The organism is Altericroceibacterium spongiae, assembly GCF_003610805.1.
In the GTDB taxonomy this organism is placed as follows: domain Bacteria; phylum Pseudomonadota; class Alphaproteobacteria; order Sphingomonadales; family Sphingomonadaceae; genus Altericroceibacterium; species Altericroceibacterium spongiae.
In genome coordinates this window covers 148,771-165,096 of the sequence record NZ_RAPF01000005.1, presented here as the reverse complement: position 1 = coordinate 165,096, position 16,326 = coordinate 148,771, and the positions used below count along the sequence as shown (strand labels likewise).

Sequence of the window (16,326 nt, the reverse complement as noted above, 5' to 3'; positions counted from 1 at the left end):
TTCAGCAACATCATGATTATTGCGGCCATAAATGCTTATGCGCTTCGAAAACCTCCCGCAGACTTCTGGGCGGCTTGCCGGTGATGCGTTCGACACAATCGGTTACATCTGCGAAGAATCCTTCGCGGATCGCTTCACCGAATGTCACCATATCATCACTCGACCATGGAATGGGACCGTCGGGAACGATGTCGGATGCATGGCGCGGAGCGCCCATCGCATCGAAATATTCATACATGCTATCATCATCGACCGCCTGCACTTCGATGGGTTTGCCGGCCATTTCGCTCACCATCGCCATGGCTTCAGGGATCGACAACGCTTCGGGGCCGGTGAGAGGATAGGCCTTATTACCATGACCCTCTTGCGTCAGCACACCGACCGCTGTCGCCACGCAATCGTCGCGGCTTACAAAGCCCACACGGCCATCGGCGCAATTATCCGGTTTCACACCCATTTGCAGCGCCGGAATGGCCATAGCTGTCGCAATGGCTTCGGAATATTGACTGTCTCTCAAATGCGTCCATGCCGCACCCGATCCTTCGATAATCTCCTCGGTGGCGCGGTGGTCGAGTTTCACGATAGCGGGATTGTCCGCCCTGTCAGCATTGATGAGCGAAGTGTAGACAATATGCTTCACCCCCTGCGCAACGGCAGCTTCAACCGCATTTCTGTGCTGCTCCACCCGGGTTCCGACGCGCGCAGTGGAAATCAGCAGCATACGCTCACCACCCTGCATGGCCGAGACAAGGCTGGCAGGATCGTCAAAATCCGCAGCGCGGCATTCGACACCCAGATCGGCGAATTCCTGCAATTTCTTCGGCGTGCGAGACAAGAATACCAGATCTTCCGGCGCACATTTTTCCAGCAGGCCGCGCGCCGCAGCTCCGCCAAATGCACCGGATGCACCAGTGACGATAATCTTGCCCATTCAACTCTCCCTTAATTCACTATGCAGGTTTGACCGCTTGCAGCTAATAATAACGAGTGTTACGGTTGAAGCAAGAAAGGGAGAGAGGAATTTCCATGAAATTGACCGTTGAAGACCGTTTTGGCCTGCAGGATCTGATTGCCGCCTATAGCTGGGCCCTCGATACAGGGGATGTAGATGCGCTGGTTGAATGCTTCACCGAAGATGCGGTGATGAGCGAGGAGGTCTTTGAAGATCCCGATATCTGGGAAGGCCATGAAGGAATTCGCGGTATTGCCGAACATTACCGCAATGCCGAAGGTTTCCCCGGCCGCCAGCATCACGTTACCCAGACGCAATATATGCCGCAGGACGATGGCTCAGTGAAAATGAAGAGCTTTGCTTTCGTCACCGAATGCGAAGATGAGCCGCCCTATCTGCTGCGTTTCACCGGCTGGTATGACGATCATGCCGTGAAAGGCGCAGACGGCAAATGGCGATTCAAGCGCCGCACGGTGCGCCTGTGGGACGGTGAAGTCTTGCAGAACTTCCCCGGTCGTGGCCATTGGGTCCCGCGCAAACGGCCAGCTTCGCTCATGATTAAAAAGTGAGATGAGAGCATCCCCCTTCCGATAGCGGGAGGGGGATGCTTTCCCTTATCCTTTCGGAGCCAGCACCCAGCCCAATACAAGGCCGATATCCGGTGCCGCATGCGCGGACTGCGGCAATAGAGGCCCGATATTATCGGCCTGCGCGGCAGTGAACGCCGCCAGCGCTTCCACCCAGTCATACCCGGCCGAACGAACCATCCGGCCCAGCGCCTGCCAGCCCGACCGGCAATCCTGCGCCATGCAGGTGCGCTCCCGCCCCTGCAACAAAGCTACGCGCCGATAACCGGCTTCGCGGGCGACATCCTCGATCAGCAACTGATCGGCATGACGGGTCACGCCCGCAATCATAGCCGGGCGGCGATCCAGAACGTCGCGCGCCAGACGCACCCGGTCGCCCTCAAGCTTGATAGCGGTGTGACCATAGCCTTGACCGGCAGCCGCGAAACGCCGCCCTGCCGAAAGCGTATCATCATGCAGCAAAACGCGGCCATCGCCATGCTTCCAGCGCCAGCTGGCCAGACCGGCAACGGTCGGAATGGCCATCATCCCCAGCGCAGCGCCGCCAATGACCGTTCGGCGATCCGCCTCAATCATGCCCCGTCCCCTGCATCCGGATTTTTACTTGCCAGATATTGGGCGATCTGTTCCAGCTGCTCATCGCTCACTTCACCGCGCGGGATAGCCGGCATATTGCCAATGCCCATGCGGGCAGCCTGCGTCACGTAGTCGACCGTCAGATCGTCACGCTCTTCGAGCAGCGGAACATCCATGCGACGCGCCAGAAGACCGGTACCCATACCGTTCGGGCCGTGGCACATCATACATTTTTCGACATAAAGCTTCTCGCCACCGGTCGCATCGGGCCGCTGGGACAGAGTGATAGGTTCGGGCATGGGCGGAGGCCCCTGCTTCGCACCGTCAGTTTGCGTGGTGTCATCGCCCGAACCCGAACATGCCGCGAGGCTCAATGCCGCGGCGGCAAGGCCCAAAAAACCGAAAACCCTCATGCTTCGCGTTCTCCGCTCAGATTGGTAGGCCAGATTCCGCTCTTACCCGGTGCCAGGATGCCATTGGGATCGAGCGCATTCTTCACTTTCTCGTTCAGGCGTCGCATCGCGTGATCGTTGAAATCATATGTTTTGGCGACGAGATCCATATAATCGAGATGAGTCCGGTATTCGCCATAGCCATGCTCGGCGGCATCGGCGACCAGCCGACGGAAAAACGGATCGATCCGCTTCATCATCTCGGGATCGTCCTTATTGAAAATCATGGCATTCACATTGGTCAGATGCCTTTCGCCAAAAGCGAAACTGCCCTGATAATCCATGCCATATTCCTTATAGCGGTCATATGTCCGCTTGAACTGAGCAAGCGCCAGACTGCCATCTTGCGGAAGCACCGGAGAGAAGCCGATATGTCCGCCACGGCCGCCATACCAGTTCACATTCTGCATCGGGAAGGTCATCGGCGTGCCCGTCCATCCCGTATGTTCGATCGGTTCGCCTTTGACCCATTTGGTCGGCTTGATGAGCATCGGATTGATGTCGTTAATAGCTTTTTCAAGCACCTTATAAGAAGCCTTGTTGACCTCTTCCCGACCATAGAGGCGCAATGAAACGCCCCACCAGCCAATATTGAACCGCTTGCGAATCGCGCTGATAACATCATCGCTCAGCGCGCCGGGCTTGTCCGTCCATTCGCCGCGTGTGGTCAGAACAGCAGCGGCACGCAACCAGTTTCCGATAGACGGACTTTGCTGAAGAAGGCCTTCGCGGCGGAGCGGGCCGATTGTGTCAACCATCGCTTTCAGATCTTCCGGGCTGTCAAATTCGACATCCATACCCATCAGGGATTCGGGTTCCGGCATCAGCCACAAACCCATCTTGGTCACCACGCCGAAATTGGACTGAACGAACATCTGATCCCAGGCGGGACCATAACCGAAAGGATAGGCCTGCCAGGTCGGCGCATTGGAAAATGCCCCCATACCCGTGCGCACCAGATCGCCATCGGGCAGCACCACTTCCATGCCGCAGATCTTCTTGGTGTTCTCACCATAGGGAGTGTACCCGACACCGCGATCGAGCGCATTGCCCATCACCGAACCCCAGCTATTGCCGGGCGTCGAGAGCCAGTAAGGCAGATTGTTCGCTTTCAGATAATCATAGAGGTCATAAAAGCCCACGCCGGGCTCGACAACCACCGTTCCCATCTGCTCATCGAACTCGATCTTCTTCATGCGCGACAGGTCCATCACGACACTGCCCGACAATTCGGGTGCATTGCCGCCATAACCCAGATTCTTGCCGCGGCTGATCGGCCAGACAGGGATCCGATACTGATTGGCAATCCGCATTGCAGCCTGAACTTCATCCACTGTTTCAGGGGCAATAGCGCCCGAAGGATGATGCGCTGCATCGTTTACGGCAAATTTGTCGCTATAGGTCTCACGGTCGAGATCTTCGAAAAACACCTTATCGGCACCGAGCGCACTTTCAAAAGCGCGCCGGGCCTGTTGCAGGCGCTGCGTATCAATTCCAGGAGGGAGGGGTATATCGGCCATTTCTCTCTACTTTCTCAACTCGCGGACCAGCTTGTACGCGCCGGGGGACGGGTTCCCGCATCCAGCCGCATGACATCCCCGTTGAACATTGGCGAGCGGATAATGAAGATTGCCGCCTCGGCAAACTCTTCCGGCTTGCCTGCCCGTTTGGGATATTCGCTATCGGCCAGCAATTCGTCGACCAGAGCAGGCGGGAGACCTGCGACCATCGGCGTAGCAAAGAAACCCGGCGCAACGCCAGCGCAACGGATATGATATCTGGACAGGTCGCGCGCCCACACAAGAGTCAGCCCGGCGAGCGCGGCTTTGGAAGCGGTATAGGCGCCCATTCCTTCCTGCCCTTCGAAACTGGCAATCGAGCAGGCATTGATGATGACACCGCGCTCTTCATCAGAACCGGAAGGCGTATTGTTCGCCATGTGGTGCGCCACTTCGGCGGTTACATTGGCCGCTCCGATCAGATTGACGTCGATAACCCGGCGAAAATCCTCAAGATTGCCCGGTGCATCGGCATTCGCGATAACACCGATGCCACCCACACCGGCACAATTGACGAGAATAGCGATCTCGCCATACCGCTCCGCGACCTGCGCCACGGCAGCCCTGACTGCCGCACCATCGGCAACATTGCAGGGCATAAAGTCCGCCCCCTCCGGCGCAGTGCCGTCCAGGTCGAACGTCACGACGCGCGCCCCGGCTGCGAGCAACGCTTTCGCGGTCGCTTCGCCGAGTCCTGAATTGCCACCGGTGACGATAGCCAGTTTGCCATTCGATTCCATAATTCTCCCACTCCATCAGCGCCGCTTTCGGCGTCTTTAACTTTAACGATCGTTACTTTTCTCCTATCCCTTATGCAACCCCAACGCCATCCCTGATTCTTGCCAGCGGGCAGGATTAGGACATGAGCCGCTGGAGCAGAAAAAATTATGGCAGATATTCAAAGGCCAGGGAGAGATATGTTCGAACATACGCAACGATTTGCATTCCGTGGGTTCACCTCATCGCTGGATATGAAACCATGAGCAATTTCATGCGCTTCCTGACGCTCGTGCTGATTGGCGGTGTCATGCTGATCGATGGCTTCGATCTTAATGCCATGCCGCTCGCCCTGCCCTATCTCGCGCCCCAATTGCAGCTTTCCCCCGATGATTTCGGCGTGGTTTTTTCTGCTGTACTGGTCGGGCTCGGAGTCGGAGCGCTTTTTGTCGCGCCGCTGGGCGACCGGTTTGGGCGGCGCCTTCTGATCGTCAGCGCCTGTCTCGGCATTGCCGTCACCACTTTCGGCACAGCCTTTGCGGATAGCGTTGCCCATTTCGCGCTTTGGCGTCTGGCTACCGGCATAGCGCTGGGCGCCTGCCTGCCCAATGTCAGTGCCCTGTCCGCCGAGCTGGCTCCGCCAGACAAACGGTCTTTCGTCATGTCGCTGGTCTCAGCCGGTATCGCTATCGGAGCCATGAGTGCCGGTATACTGGCCCCTGAGCTCGTCCGGTTCGGCGGGTGGGAAATGCTGTTCTTCACCCCCGCAGTCTTTGCATTATTTCTGGCTGTTTCTCTTGCCTTTTGCCTTCCTGCCAGGACGCTTCTGCATGACAAGGGTGGTGCAGAGGATAAGAGTCCGGCCCGTGCCCCGCTGCTGGCATTGATAAGCAAGCCCTACATCGCGCCCTTTGCCCTGTTCGCGCTGATCTATGCGCTGAATTCCGTCGCTCTTTACATGCTGACGAGCTGGCTTCCCACCTTACTACCGCAAGCCGGTTTCAGCATGGCTTTCTCCTCCCGTCTGGCCGGCTTGCTGCAAGGCGGCGGACTGGTTTTCGGAATCGCTATTTCGCTACTGCTCGACAAATGGAAACCCGGCCCGGCCATCCTGTCAGGCTACGGGCTGGTTGCTCTGGCATTGTTCGGTATCGGCCTGCTGCCCTCCGCTCCGCTCGAATGGGGCGTGCTGCTTATTGTGGCAGGCGGAGGCATTACCGGCATTCATATGGCAATCATGGCGCTGACACCCTCTCTCTTTCCCTCCCACATTCTGTCGTCAGCCATAGGCGCAGGGGTGGCCATTGCCCGGCTCGGTGCCATTGCCGGCCCGATGGTTGGAGAGTGGCTGATCAAAAGCGAAATCACCCCGGCCTATTTTTTCCTCGCGCTGGTCGTGCCCGTCGGCCTGTGCGGTGCGATCGCCTTGTTGATCCCCGGTGTCATGCAATCGAGGAAGCAGAGCTGACCCCGTCAGGCAGAGGGCTGGTATCACCTAGCGGGACATCGCCAGCCCTTTCCCTGACAGTAATATTAAAGTGGCATGTTAAGGCTGGAAATCGAGGCCGCCAACACGCTCGGCAAAGCGCCAGCCTTCCGTTGTACGGACCAGCTTATCGGTAAAGGAACCTACCAGAGGGCTTTTGGCGTTCATTTTCGGCAATTCACCGGAGGCAGCAGCGTCGCCCATATACAGCACGATCACGCTAAAGGCCCTGGCATTGTCCGAATCCACAACATCGACCACTGTATTGGCGATCACATGACGCTGCGCTCTCGGCGGACGGGATGTAAAGCCTTCCAGAATCGCCGCGCGCCCTTCGACAAATTCATCGGGCTTGGAAGGCCGTGCGAAACGGGCATCTTCAGTATAAAGATTGGCGACCGCTTCCCAATCCTGTGCGTCGTTCAAATTGACATACAGATTGATCAGTCGTTGACAGTCCGCTTCGATAGCTCTGCGTTCGTCTTCAGTCACGCTCTACACCTTTCTATCTATGGTTCAGCGCCCGATAGGTTACTCTCAGGCCCTTATGTGCCGGCATCATTATCGGGCTTGGTCCGTTCAAGAAACAGCGAATTGCCCTCTTCATCCCTGGCTTCAAGTGTGTCGATAACCGTGTCCATAATCCGGTGCAGCGACTGGACATCATCCTCGGACAAGCCGCTGACGAGATAATCCGCAACCTTTTCGGTTTGCGGTTTCATCAGCTCGAAAAGTCGCTGCCCTTCCTCCGTCAAACGCAGTGATTTGCGCCGGCGATTGCGCGGATCTGGCTCAACCGTGATACGTCCATTGCGCTCCAGCGCCGCCACAGCGCGGCTTACACTCATGACATTAACCCCGGTATGCTCGGCCAGCTCATGGCTGGCGCTCTCTCCCAGCCGGCCAATCGCCATCAGCAAACGGAATTCATTCAGACTGATTTTATAACGATTTGCCAGATAGGTAGAAAATGGCGCCATCAGCCGATTTGTCATTTTCAATAAGCCATGCAGTACAGCCACGGGCTGTTGCCTGAATTCATTCTGGTCCACGTCTGTTTCGGACTGCATTCGCGCTCCATTACCTTGGTCGTTCTGCACCCTTGCCAAATCATCCCCCACTTTACACCTCCTTTTTCCGGAGCTTGATCCTTGGCTTAAACCATAACAGGCGTTACTAATAAGCACGAGAAACAATGGGAGAACCGGCGATGGGCGCCTTTCCGCAATCTATTCATTTTATCGGCACCAACACGCCGCGACGTGTCGAAATGTCCGTTCGCGACCTGGAAGTGGAGGGAGAAATCCCTGCAGAAATCGATGGTGCTTTTTTCCGCGCCGTACCCGATAATGCACATGTCCCTATGTTTGAGGACGATATCGCGCTCAATGCTGATGGCATGGTGGCACGGTTCAATATCACCGGCAATCAGGTCGATTTCGATATTAAATATGTCGAAACAGAGCGCTATCTGGCTGAAAAAGAAGCCCGTCATGCGCTCTTCGGTCAATATCGCAACCCGTTCACCGATGATCCGGCCGCTGCCGGCAAAGACCGGACACTCGCCAATACTACGCCGGTCTGGCACGGTGGCCGGTTGTTCATGACGAAAGAAGACGGGCTGGGCTATGAGGTCAATCCACATACACTCGAAACAGCGGGCAAGTGGACCTATTATGGTGCGCTGAAATCGGAGACTTTCACCGCCCATCCCCGAATCGACGATGAAACAGGGGAAATGTTCTTCTTCGGTTATGAAGCCGGAGGGTTGTGTTCGCTCGATGTCGCCTATGGCATTGCCGACAAGGACGGCAACCTGACTTCGGAGCAGTGGTTCAAACAACCCTATTGCTCTTCGATCCACGATTTCTGCATCACCGAAAAATACGCAGTTTTCCCAATCTATCCAACCACAGCCGATCTCGACCGGCTCAAGACAGGTGGCGCGCATTGGGCGCATCAGCAGGATCTGGAAAGCTGGGTTGGCATTATGCCTCGCTACGGCAAGGTTGAAGAGATGCGCTGGTTCAAAGGCCCGAAAGGCGTTTCAGCTTTCCATTTCATCAATGCCTATGACGATGGCGACCTCGTCCACATGGATGTATGCCTTTCGGACACGAACGCTTTTCAGTTCATGCGCGAGGCCGGGGGTATCCACCGCGATCAGATGGATGTGAAAGGTGCGCTCACACGCTGGACATTCGACATGTCCAAACCCGGAGACACCTTTGAAAGCCGCGAGATGGGGCCACCCGGAGATCTTCCGCGTTTGCCGGACAAGGATCAGGGCCACCCCTATCGTCGTGCATGGTATCTGAGCATGAATCCCGAGGGTGGCCCGCCCATGCCCGGCGGCCCTGTCGGCGCCAATTTCAACGCTATTGTACGCATTGAACCGGGTAATGGTCGGATCACTATGATGGGTGTTCCGCCGGGAGCTGGTGTTAGTGAACCTGCTTTTGTACCGGGTGCCAATCCGGACAATGGCGGGTGGTTGCTTTCTGTGGTCGATATTCCCAACGGTCCCGACCCGGCAAATTATCTTTCCGAACTGTGGGTCATCGAAGCCGACAATGTGGAGAAAGGGCCGATTGCCAAGGTGAAGCTCAATATGCCGTTGCGCAGTCAGGTACACGGAACGTGGGTCAACCGGACCAAACTCAACACCAGCAAACTGCAAGGCTGAAATAAGGGAAAAGAAGGATATGCACGGGGTCGGTTCTGCACCAGGATTGACCCCTTAGATATAAAACCTGTTCTCAGGCGAATCGGAAAATCTCCTCATAAGAAGGAGACGGGAGGATATCAGATGGGCAAGTTCATTTATCATTTCAGCCGAATTTTGTTTGGAGGATGGTGGCTCTATTCGGGTGCAATGCATTTTCTCGTCGAAGGATGGCAGCCTATGGGGCAGGAACCTGCTGCTATCGACTTTACTCAGGCACTGATTGACAGCGGCTTGTTCGAATGGATTAAAATTATCGAGATAATTCTGGGCATCACAATGCTGATGAATCGCTGGATGCCTCTCACCATGATTGCACTCACACCTATCAACATCGTCATCATCTACTGGAATTTCGTGCTCGATTATGGCGTTTTTGAATGGGTTTTCGGTGGGCTGTCTATCTTGTTTAACATTGTGCTGATGTGGGCATGGCGTTCCTATTTCTGGCCACTCCTCATCTACAAAGGCGACGCAAATTATTCGCTCGAACCGCATATGCATGCACGGTAAACCAGCATTCCAGTTTCCGGTTTGTACAAACAGAAAAGGCGGGAAGATACCTTCCCGCCTTTCTTGAGATCTTGTCTACGCCAGCGTAATATCAGGCGCCTTCAACTTCCGCTGCATCGAGCTGCAGCCCCGGCCCCATCGAGGAGCTGAGCGACACTTTGCGGACATATTTGCCCTTAGCGCCAGCCGGCTTTGCTTTAACGATAGCATCGGTAAACGCCTTGAAATTGTCTTTCAGCTGTTCGTCTGTGAAAGACAGCTTACCGATACCCGAACTGATGATGCCTGCCTTTTCGACGCGGAATTCGACCTGTCCGCCTTTGGCGTCCTTAATAGCCTGTTCCACATTGGGAGTTACAGTGCCCAGTTTCGGGTTCGGCATAAGGCCCTTAGGCCCCAACAGCTTGCCCAGACGACCAACCACACCCATCATATCCGGGGTTGCGATTACACGGTCGTAATCAAGGTTACCGTTCTGCATGTCTTCCATCAGGTCTTCCGCACCGACCTTATCGGCACCGGCAGCCTGTGCCTTCTCGGCATTATCGCCGCGCGCGAAGACCGCAACCTTGACTTCCTTGCCAGTTCCGGCGGGAAGCGACACCATACCGCGAACCATCTGGTCTGCGTGACGCGGATCAACGCCGAGATTCATGGCGATTTCCAGCGTTTCATCAAACTTGGTGGTTTCAGCTACTTCGCGCAGCGTCTTCAGCGCATCATCGAAAGCATAGAGCTTGGCGACATCCAGCTTTTCGGCGAGCATCTTCTGCTTCTTGGTCAGCTTTGTCATGGATTTAGCCCTCCACCACTTCAAGGCCCATCGCGCGAGCGGAGCCTTCGATGATCTTTGTCGCCGCTTCGATATCGTTGGCGTTGAGATCCTTCATCTTCGATTCAGCGATTTCCTGAACCTGCGAGCGCTTGATGGTTCCAGCAGATACTTTGCCCGGCTCTTTCGAACCCGACTTCAGATTCGCAGCCTTCTTAAGCAGGAAGCTCGCTGGCGGTGTCTTCGTGGTGAAAGAGAAAGAACGATCCGCGTATACCGTGATGATTGTCGGGATCGGAGCATTCTTTTCCAAATCCTGCGTAGCAGCGTTGAACGCCTTGCAGAATTCCATGATATTCACACCGCGCTGACCCAGAGCAGGACCGATTGGCGGTGAAGGATTTGCAGTGCCAGCAGGCACCTGCAACTTGATATAACCAGAAATCTTCTTGGCCATGAGGCCACTCCTTTCACACTATCAGGCGGGCCTTTGGGCCGGCCGTCATGTTAAGCGGTCAGACGGGGACTACTACGTCCCCTTCCGCACGGATTCCCTATGTTGTCGATTGGGAAGAGGCGCGCTTAACAGATATGAAGCAGAAAGCAAGAGAGCCTTCGGTAGAGTTTTTTTGTGCCCGCCTCCAAAAATCGCATTGAGGCTTAGACTTCACTTTTCATGATCCGATGCGCTTCTGTAGCTATCGCGTCGGCTATATGCTGGTAATTTTCACTAAATGCCGCTCCTTCACGCCAGATGGCAGCCAATGAGCGTTCGGCTGACCACCCTCTTATAGTAAGTCGTTTAATAGTCGCTTCACCACCTGCTTCGGAGCGGAGATATAATTCGGGAAGAATCGCAAGGCCGAGTCCCGATCCCGCCATTTGTCGCAGACTGTCAAGGCTGGTGCCTTCATAATCGTCAAGCAGGTCCGCATTGAGCTCAGCACAAATGGCTTTAGTCTGACGATGGAAGTGATGGCGTGGATCGAGGCTTAACACAGGCTGGCCAGCCAGATCCGTAGGTGCAAGATGGGAATGGCTGCAAAGCGGGTCCTCACTGGCAGCGACCACATACAAAGATTCGCGAAACAGTGGTTCAATATGCACGTCAGTCCCACCAATCGGCATGGGCGCTAACAGCATATCAAGCGCGCCACGACGCAATTCCGCCAGTTGCTCATCTGGAATGCCTTCACGTATCAGTAACCGCAGCTCGGGATAAGCACGATGTAATCCAGCAATCACCGCGGGCATCAGATAAGGGCCAAGTGTCGGCGTAACGCCAAAGCGGATGGAACCAGCCATACCTGAAACACTGCGTTTGGCCAGAGCCCGGATATCGTCTGCCTGCACGATCATACGCCTTGCCCGATCCGTAATTTCCCGCCCGACCGGTGTAAGCTGGATAGGATTACTACTACGCTCTATCAAAGTAACGCCGAGCCGGGTTTCGAGATGGCGCAATTGCTGGCTCAATGTCGGTTGGGAGACATTGGCTGCAATGGCGGCCCGGCCAAAATGCTGGGTGTCAGCGATGGCAACCAGATATTCCAGTTGTCGTAAGGTGGGCATGTAAGATCCTTAAGCAAAGAGAGCTCATTTTGATAGCCATTGGCTATGGAAATGGATCATATCTTTCAATTGGCAGTATTACTGAGACTGCCCCATCTTGTTTCCAAAGAGCTTGAGAAGGAGCACCCGTGCCACATGATCGCGCTTATTGGTGCTTCCCACATGGCAAGCTTCTTCATCCAAATGACCGGTAGCCTTTAGGCGACAAACCGGTCATGATGGCGGCGCGCGGCTTCCCCCACCCCTCGTCACTCCGCGCGTCGCCTCTTTTTTGGCCACTACTGGGAGGCACTTTTGCCTGAACGTCTAGCACCCATGCTTAAGGAGTTTCTGCAAGACGAAAGTGCAGGCGGCATTTTCTTAATGATCGCCGCAGCGTTGGCCTTGATAGTCGCCAATTCACCTTGGGGAACGGGTTATACGACAGTACTCGATACCAAGCTGGCGGTAAGTTTCGGCAATTTCGAAATCAACAAAGCCTTGTTACTGTGGATCAATGACGGCCTGATGGCGCTGTTCTTTTTTGTGGTCGGCCTCGAGGTTAAGCGTGAAATACTTACCGGACAGCTTTCCAGCCTGCAGCAAGCGTCTTTGCCATTATTCGCCGCGATTGGCGGTATGGCTGTCCCGGCGCTCATCTTTCTTGGCTTGAACTTTAGCACACCGGAAAACATCGATGGCTGGGCGATTCCTGCTGCTACCGATATCGCTTTTGCTCTGGGCATTCTCGCCTTGTTGGGAGATCGCGTGCCGGTAGCACTCAAAGCGTTGCTACTTGCAATTGCCGTAATCGATGACATCGGTGCCATTCTGATTATCGCCCTGTTTTACAGTCACGGTTTCGAACCGGCTATGTTCGGTGGTGCTGTCGCTATCTTCGTTCTGATGGCTTTGCTCGGCCGTTTCAGGGTATGGCGAAACTGGCCTTATGTTGTGCTGGGTTTGATCCTGTGGGTCTTTGTGCTGAAATCAGGCATCCATGCGACGCTTGCAGGCGTAGCGGCCGCTTTAACAGTTCCGATCAGCGCCGGTGACAAAAATCCTCTGTCCCGGATGGAGCATGGCCTTCATCCCTGGGTGACCTTTCTCGTGGTGCCGATATTCGCTTTTGCCAATGCCGGAGTCTCGCTCACCGGGATTGAAGCATCTTCTTTTCTTGCACCGCTTCCACTCGGCATCGCGCTGGGTCTGTTGCTCGGCAAGCAAATCGGCATATTTGGCTTTGCCTGGGGCGCAGTAAAGATGGGGTGGGCGAGCCTGCCGAAAGGAACCAACTGGAAACAGGTTCATGGCCTTTCTCTAGTGGCCGGAATTGGCTTCACGATGAGCCTGTTCATCGGCAATCTGGCTTTTACCGAAGCAGAACAACTTTCAATGGTAAAGGTTGGCGTATTGAGCGGCTCGATCTTGTCCGCCCTCGGAGGCTTCTGGTTATTACGGCGCCATATTGCCCGGACCTCCTCTGCCGATGAAACCGATACGGATGAAGCAGCCGCGTGATCTTTTCCATTCTGTCCGTTTTGGGCGGCCTCGCCGCCTTGGCTGTTGGCGGTGAAGTACTGGTTCGCGGAGCTGTCGGGGTTGCCCGCAAGACGGGCCTGCAACCTCTGCTGATTGGACTTGTTGTAATTGGTTTTGGCACTTCTATGCCGGAACTGGTGACTAGCGTGCAGGCTGCCAGAGCCGGTTCCCCCAATATTGCATGGGGTAATATTGTCGGCTCCAATATAGCGAATAGCCTGTTAGTGCTCGGCATGGCGGCCACGGTTACACCAATCATTTTGAACGGCAAAGGCACCCGACGCGACCCGCTTGTTGTACTCACAGCCAGTGCCTTGTTCGCCGTACTCGCCTGGACAGGTGCAGAACATTGGCTACTCGGCATTGCCCTCCTTGCGCTTCTCGCCAGTTATATCCTGGCTCGTTATGTTATGGAGCGCAGCGACGATACCGCACCCGTTGAGAATGAAACCGCAAACCCAACTCCCCAAGGCTGGAGCAAACCACTCGTCGAAACCATTCTCGGCCTGGCAGCACTCCTAATTGGTGGGCATATACTGGTCTCGGGTTCCATTGAACTTGCCGGAGCTCTCGGTATGTCCGAAACATTGATCGGCCTGACGGTAGTAGCAATTGGCACGTCTTTGCCTGAACTTGTTACATCCATCATTGCAGCATGGCGCGGCCAGTCCGGGGTAGCTTTGGGTAATGTATTAGGTTCCAACCTCTACAATATTTTGGGGATTGGCGGGATGACAATGGCTTTGGCGCCCAGCGCAATTCCAAGAAGTATGGTATCCATCGACATCCCGCTAGTGCTGCTGAGCGCCCTTACCATCGCCTTGCTATGCACTTTCGCTAAGGGAATGGGGCGCATACTCGGGGCCTTTTTTACAGCCCTTTATTTCGGCTACCTTGCTCTGTTGGTGGTGACCGCATGATGGATGCAGCAGTTATGATTGCCGATTGAGCACCTTGATTTATCCAGTTTGGTCAGGGTTTAGTATCGAGAAGATCAGCCGTACGCTCTAATAGATCCATAGCCCGCCGCTCCAACGCGGAGTCATAACGTGCCTGAGGTACGGCAATGGACAAAGCTCCGACTACTTCCCCTTCGACCCTCACCACACGACCGATACCCCGAATTCCTATGCTATATTCGCTTTCAGTTTTACCGAACCCGGTTCGACGGATCTGATTTATCTGATTGCGCAGGGGAGTTTCGCCCGTGATTGTCGCCGGTGTGAAGCGCTTGCGCGTCGATTCGCGAAAATAGCGGTCGAGATCCTCCTCGGATAACGCAGCCAGCAGGGCTTTACCTGACGCCATCGCATGGACGGGTTGTCGCGTGCCAATATTGATCGAGTAACGCAACGCGTGATCGCTCGTCTCGGTTACGATAGCCTCAACATCCCAGTGCGTGCGGATGAAAAAACTGGTCGTTTCATTGAGCTGTACGCGCAATGTACGCACTAACGGCGCCGCGCGTTCAGCTAACGTGAAACCACCACGATTAGCCTGCAGGCGTTCAAGGCCAGGGCCGGGACTGTAACGCCGCCCCTCACGTATAAGATAAGCGCGATCAACCAGAGTGGCCAGCAGATAAGACAGGCTGGAGACCGGAATGCCGAGAGCCGTAGCAATTTCCTGTGCCACAAGCGGCCGTTCATGCGCCACGACATACTCAATAATATCGAGCGTGCGTGTGGCTGACTTGACCTGACTGGTCGTCACCCCCGCCGAACCGGCGATGCCTCCCGGCATTCCGTCAGCCATGATTATCCAATCCGTGCTTCTGCAATGTCTGCGCCCTTGCGCAGATTGGCAAGTTTTTCCCAGGCAACTGCGGGGTCAATTTTGCCGTAACCGGCAAAGGTGCCGAACCCGCAGTCAGAACTGGCCATCACGCGATCCTTACCAACAATATCGACGTAACGTTCGATTCGCTGAGCAATTAGTTCAGGTGTTTCGATATAGTTCGAACAGCTATCGATCAAACCCGGCGCAAGAATCTTCTCATCAGGTAATTTAGCATCGCGCCATACGGCCCATTCATGTTCATGGCGTGGATTGGCCCCTTCGAACAGGATGGTCGCCGGGCGGGCCGCAAGCACAATATCGATAATCTTTTCGAGCGGAATGTCGTAATTATGCGGGCCTTCATAATTACCCCAGCAAACATGCATACGCATCTTTTCAGGAGCGATATTGGCTGTGGCAGCATTCAGTGCTTCGACATTAGCTGTAATTGCTTTGAGAAATTCACTCTCACTCATATCCTGATAACCGGTATGGCGCGACATGGCGAGATCGGGACAATCAAGTTGGATTTGCAGCCCTGCATCGACAATCGTCTCATATTCCGGTCGCATCGCTTCTGCAAGATCAGCCAGATAGGCTTCATGCGTCGGGTAATACTGGTTCGGCTGAAAAGCCGTGATAAGGCCGGGCGATGCAGAGTTAAGAAAAGCTTCGACACCCTGCCCATTCTTTTCCAGCGCATTCTTGAACCGCCGAATATCGTCATGCAGCGGTTCAAGATTAACCAGCTTAATGGGTGCGATAGCGCTTGCGCGCGTGAATTCCTGCGCCCCCATAATCGCCGAGAGTTTCTTGGCAAGTTCAGGAACATCCGCCAGGTCCTTGGCTGGCTTCCGCGGCGTATGGCCACCGAAACCTTCTAGGCGCTCAATAATATAAGTCGAATAGCCAACTTTACCCAGTTCGCCATCGCTAACAACGGAGACACCTGCTTCCACCTGCTGAGCGACAGCTTCGTCAACTGCCTCTTGAACCACGCGGTCGAATTCTACCGCATCATACTCTTCACCTTTGTCGCGAGCGAGGAGAAGCGGAACGAGATTTTCGCCACGGGGGAGGCTGCCGACATGCGTCGATTTAATCATAAGAGGGTC

The 16,326-nt window shown here is 55.0% G+C and carries 18 protein-coding genes; 6 read left to right on the top strand and 12 right to left on the bottom strand.

All coding sequences use genetic code 11. The annotated features are described in order from the left end of the window. Window positions 1-16: 16 nt before the first annotated feature. On the bottom strand, window positions 17-931 hold the full coding sequence (locus tag D6851_RS11010; protein ID WP_120324953.1) for an SDR family oxidoreductase: 915 nt from the start codon (window positions 929-931) through the stop codon (window positions 17-19). Window positions 932-1,026: 95 nt separating this feature from the next. On the opposite strand from D6851_RS11010, the gene D6851_RS11005 reads away from it, so the two are divergent. Then, a complete protein-coding gene (locus D6851_RS11005) occupies window positions 1,027-1,521 on the top strand; it encodes a nuclear transport factor 2 family protein (RefSeq protein WP_120324952.1) in 495 nt (164 codons plus the stop codon). Window positions 1,522-1,566: 45 nt separating this feature from the next. On the opposite strand, the gene D6851_RS11000 is transcribed toward D6851_RS11005, so the two are convergent. The 4 genes from D6851_RS11000 to D6851_RS10985 are packed head-to-tail and all read right to left on the bottom strand — an operon-like array spanning window position 1,567 to window position 4,866. Next, window positions 1,567-2,115, bottom strand: a complete 549-nt coding sequence (locus D6851_RS11000) for a hypothetical protein (RefSeq protein WP_120324951.1) — start codon at window positions 2,113-2,115, stop codon at window positions 1,567-1,569. Further along, window positions 2,112-2,528, bottom strand: coding sequence for a c-type cytochrome (locus D6851_RS10995; RefSeq protein WP_120324950.1), 417 nt, complete (start codon window positions 2,526-2,528; stop codon window positions 2,112-2,114). Before D6851_RS10995 ends, D6851_RS11000 begins: the two co-directional genes overlap by 4 nt. Further along, window positions 2,525-4,087 carry an FAD-binding oxidoreductase gene (locus tag D6851_RS10990; protein WP_120324949.1) on the bottom strand — a complete coding sequence of 521 codons (1,563 nt, stop codon included), beginning with the start codon at window positions 4,085-4,087 and terminating at the stop codon, window positions 2,525-2,527. Before D6851_RS10990 ends, D6851_RS10995 begins: the two co-directional genes overlap by 4 nt. A gap of 14 nt (window positions 4,088-4,101) precedes the next feature. Next, window positions 4,102-4,866, bottom strand: coding sequence for an SDR family NAD(P)-dependent oxidoreductase (locus tag D6851_RS10985; protein WP_120324948.1), 765 nt, complete (start codon window positions 4,864-4,866; stop codon window positions 4,102-4,104). 239 nt (window positions 4,867-5,105) lie between these two features. Here D6851_RS10985 and D6851_RS10980 point away from each other — a divergent pair, with 239 nt between their 5' ends. After that, entirely contained in the window at window positions 5,106-6,311 is a 1,206-nt protein-coding gene (locus tag D6851_RS10980) for an MFS transporter (protein WP_183030069.1), read from the top strand. 78 nt (window positions 6,312-6,389) lie between these two features. On the opposite strand, the gene D6851_RS10975 is transcribed toward D6851_RS10980, so the two are convergent. Together D6851_RS10975 and D6851_RS10970 are read right to left on the bottom strand one after the other, a co-directional pair. Continuing rightward, window positions 6,390-6,821 (bottom strand): nuclear transport factor 2 family protein, encoded by a 432-nt coding sequence (locus D6851_RS10975; RefSeq protein ID WP_120324946.1) that lies wholly within the window; start codon window positions 6,819-6,821, stop codon window positions 6,390-6,392. Window positions 6,822-6,874: 53 nt separating this feature from the next. Beyond that, window positions 6,875-7,399: a MarR family winged helix-turn-helix transcriptional regulator gene (locus D6851_RS10970; protein ID WP_120324945.1), complete on the bottom strand. Its 525-nt coding sequence runs from the start codon at window positions 7,397-7,399 to the stop codon at window positions 6,875-6,877. Window positions 7,400-7,524: 125 nt separating this feature from the next. Here D6851_RS10970 and D6851_RS10965 point away from each other — a divergent pair, with 125 nt between their 5' ends. Together D6851_RS10965 and D6851_RS10960 are read left to right on the top strand one after the other, a co-directional pair. Further along, entirely contained in the window at window positions 7,525-9,015 is a 1,491-nt protein-coding gene (locus D6851_RS10965) for a lignostilbene-alpha,beta-dioxygenase NOV2 (protein ID WP_338014750.1), read from the top strand. A gap of 123 nt (window positions 9,016-9,138) precedes the next feature. Next, window positions 9,139-9,567, top strand: a complete 429-nt coding sequence (locus tag D6851_RS10960; RefSeq protein WP_183030068.1) for a hypothetical protein — start codon at window positions 9,139-9,141, stop codon at window positions 9,565-9,567. Between the two features lie 91 nt (window positions 9,568-9,658). On the opposite strand, the gene rplA is transcribed toward D6851_RS10960, so the two are convergent. The 3 genes from rplA to D6851_RS10945 form a co-directional block, all read right to left on the bottom strand. After that, entirely contained in the window at window positions 9,659-10,360 is a 702-nt protein-coding gene (gene rplA, locus D6851_RS10955) for a 50S ribosomal protein L1 (protein WP_120324943.1), read from the bottom strand. A gap of 4 nt (window positions 10,361-10,364) precedes the next feature. Beyond that, on the bottom strand, window positions 10,365-10,796 hold the full coding sequence (rplK, locus tag D6851_RS10950; protein ID WP_120324942.1) for a 50S ribosomal protein L11: 432 nt from the start codon (window positions 10,794-10,796) through the stop codon (window positions 10,365-10,367). A gap of 203 nt (window positions 10,797-10,999) precedes the next feature. Continuing rightward, window positions 11,000-11,911 (bottom strand): hydrogen peroxide-inducible genes activator, encoded by a 912-nt coding sequence (locus tag D6851_RS10945; protein WP_120324941.1) that lies wholly within the window; start codon window positions 11,909-11,911, stop codon window positions 11,000-11,002. Between the two features lie 315 nt (window positions 11,912-12,226). On the opposite strand from D6851_RS10945, the gene nhaA reads away from it, so the two are divergent. Continuing rightward, window positions 12,227-13,411, top strand: a complete 1,185-nt coding sequence (nhaA, locus tag D6851_RS10940) for a Na+/H+ antiporter NhaA (RefSeq protein ID WP_120324940.1) — start codon at window positions 12,227-12,229, stop codon at window positions 13,409-13,411. After that, complete coding sequence (locus D6851_RS10935; RefSeq protein WP_120324939.1) at window positions 13,408-14,352, top strand: calcium/sodium antiporter; 945 nt, start codon at window positions 13,408-13,410, stop codon at window positions 14,350-14,352. Before nhaA ends, D6851_RS10935 begins: the two co-directional genes overlap by 4 nt. Window positions 14,353-14,404: 52 nt before the next feature. On the opposite strand, the gene D6851_RS10930 is transcribed toward D6851_RS10935, so the two are convergent. Further along, on the bottom strand, window positions 14,405-15,187 hold the full coding sequence (locus D6851_RS10930; protein ID WP_238474043.1) for an IclR family transcriptional regulator: 783 nt from the start codon (window positions 15,185-15,187) through the stop codon (window positions 14,405-14,407). A gap of 2 nt (window positions 15,188-15,189) precedes the next feature. Then, window positions 15,190-16,317: a cobalamin-independent methionine synthase II family protein gene (locus D6851_RS10925; protein ID WP_120324938.1), complete on the bottom strand. Its 1,128-nt coding sequence runs from the start codon at window positions 16,315-16,317 to the stop codon at window positions 15,190-15,192. Window positions 16,318-16,326 lie beyond the last annotated feature (9 nt).